Origin of the sequence: Paraglaciecola marina, from assembly GCF_004360155.1 — a bacterium.
GTDB classification, from domain to species: Bacteria; Pseudomonadota; Gammaproteobacteria; order Enterobacterales; family Alteromonadaceae; genus Paraglaciecola; species Paraglaciecola marina.
In genome coordinates, this window is record NZ_SAIS01000060.1 from 1 (window position 1) to 1,834 (window position 1,834).

The 1,834-nt window shown below is 37.4% G+C and carries 3 protein-coding genes; 1 reads left to right on the forward strand and 2 read right to left on the reverse strand.

The genetic code is table 11. From position 1 onward, the window contains the following. Window positions 1–240: 240 nt before the first annotated feature. Window positions 241–444, reverse strand: coding sequence for a hypothetical protein (locus tag EOK74_RS20625; protein WP_133472011.1), 204 nt, complete (start codon window positions 442–444; stop codon window positions 241–243). Window positions 445–510: 66 nt separating this feature from the next. Next, window positions 511–1,542, reverse strand: coding sequence for a phage/plasmid replication protein, II/X family (locus EOK74_RS20630; protein ID WP_133472012.1), 1,032 nt, complete (start codon window positions 1,540–1,542; stop codon window positions 511–513). A 182-nt stretch (window positions 1,543–1,724) separates the two neighbouring features. On the opposite strand from EOK74_RS20630, the gene EOK74_RS21315 reads away from it, so the two are divergent. After that, window positions 1,725–1,834, forward strand: a 110-nt coding sequence (locus tag EOK74_RS21315; RefSeq protein WP_133472013.1) for a helix-turn-helix domain-containing protein, incomplete at its 3' end; no start/stop codon positions are given.

Below are 1,834 nucleotides of genomic sequence, written 5' to 3' on the forward strand. Positions count from 1 at the left end.
TAATATACATTATAGGAACTTAAGTATTATGTGGATTAGGGGATGGCGTTGCGTGCGTCTCTGCGGTGCCGTGGCTCCTCGTTCCTTACTTAACGACATTATCCACAATACATATATGTGATGTAAATAGAATAAAATCCATCTTCGGGTGCTGCTAAAGACGATAAATCGTCTACCGCAGCCCCCTTGATTGGATTTTTTGTATTAAGTTGAAGATATATATATTTTAGGATTTGGTGTTTATGAAGGTTTAGCTATTTGCAATGTTTCCAAGTAAAGCTTTTCAAACTGTTTCTTAAGCCGATTAGCCACAATTAACTTAGCACTAGAATCTGGATCATCTATTGGCGTTATTTCAGCTAAATAAACGACCGCATCAACAGCTTGTTGAACGGATGAGAGTTTCTTATAAAGCGGACTATCTATAAAATGTTTATCTGACATGGTGTGACTCCTAATAGTCATGTTGTGTAAGTGCTGGTTGATTGTTGGAGCAATCAATCAGCGCGATTAACCGCAATATCTTGCGGATGGATGAATTAAGTTTTTACTGAATGCCCATTCAGGTATTTGAGCAGGTTTAGCCTCTAATATTCTGAACATTGGAATAACGTTTGTTGAAGCTTTTTCACATGGTCGGATGTCAATATTGATGCCATAACCAATCAATTCTTTGCGCTGTCTATAATATGTTGGCTTTGACATCATCGAACGTAAATCGTGGCCTTCAGACCACAATGTATAAGTGCTTAATAATCGGTTTGGTAACTTCGATGTTACTTCATCAGTCAATTTTATTTGGTCAGTCATCTGTATTCTCCCCATATACTCATTAAATATGTTGGTCATCGCGCTGGGATTAAATCGCGAGCCTCTATCGAGTTCTAATTTTGTTAGTTCTTTGCCTAACAATCTTAATTCCACACGCAGCTTATTATCTGCCCATGCTTCTATGCCTTTATTTATAAGGGCTGTTGGTAGTTGCCCCGTTTTCGTTTTTATCTCCTCTGCTTTACAATATAATTTAATTGCCCAACGTTCTGAGCTCTTACCGAAGTACAATGTTTGACCTTTCATACTAGGCCTACCGTGACGTGTTTTTGCTTTAAATTCTAAGGCTCTGATAAACGCTAGCACGTCAGCTCTTGAAGGTAATTCAAACGAATAATTAATATCAACCATACCCACATCATACTCACCAGATTTGACCTGGCTTAGTTCGTTCAATGTTGGTGTGAGTTTAAATTGTTGGCATATTACCTTGTACATATCGTAAACCAATGAAATAAGGTCGTCAGAGCCAAATACATTATGACCTTGAAGGAATTTAGAAGGGTTTCCACTTACCCATAAATGGGTAGCATTCCCCTGCCCGTCAGCCCCATAACTCTTAATTGATATTTTTTTATCATAACTACCTGTGACCTGAACTCGTTTAGGACTTCTCCACTCAACTTCACCATCCTGATCTAGAGAAAACACTTCTCCAGAATTTATAGGAACATGAAAAAGAGGAAGAACACCCCTAAACCAATCCAGCAAATATCACCCCCAAAAGTATCAAAATGAGACAAAAGTCGGGTATTACTAGACTCCCGACTTCTCTCTCCAAAAACCTGTCAATAAAATAATACTTAAAGTTTACTTTAAGAAATATTAAAGTTCAAAGATGCGTTAATTTTTATGGGGGTATTATTTAAGAAAAATTAATGTAAGGCGGCAATATGTCTATAGGAAATGTAATAAAAGAAGCAAGGCTTAAACAAAACTTAAATCAAGAGCATGTTGCGAGAATGGCTGGTGTAACAGTCACAACATACAGCAAGTGGGAAAA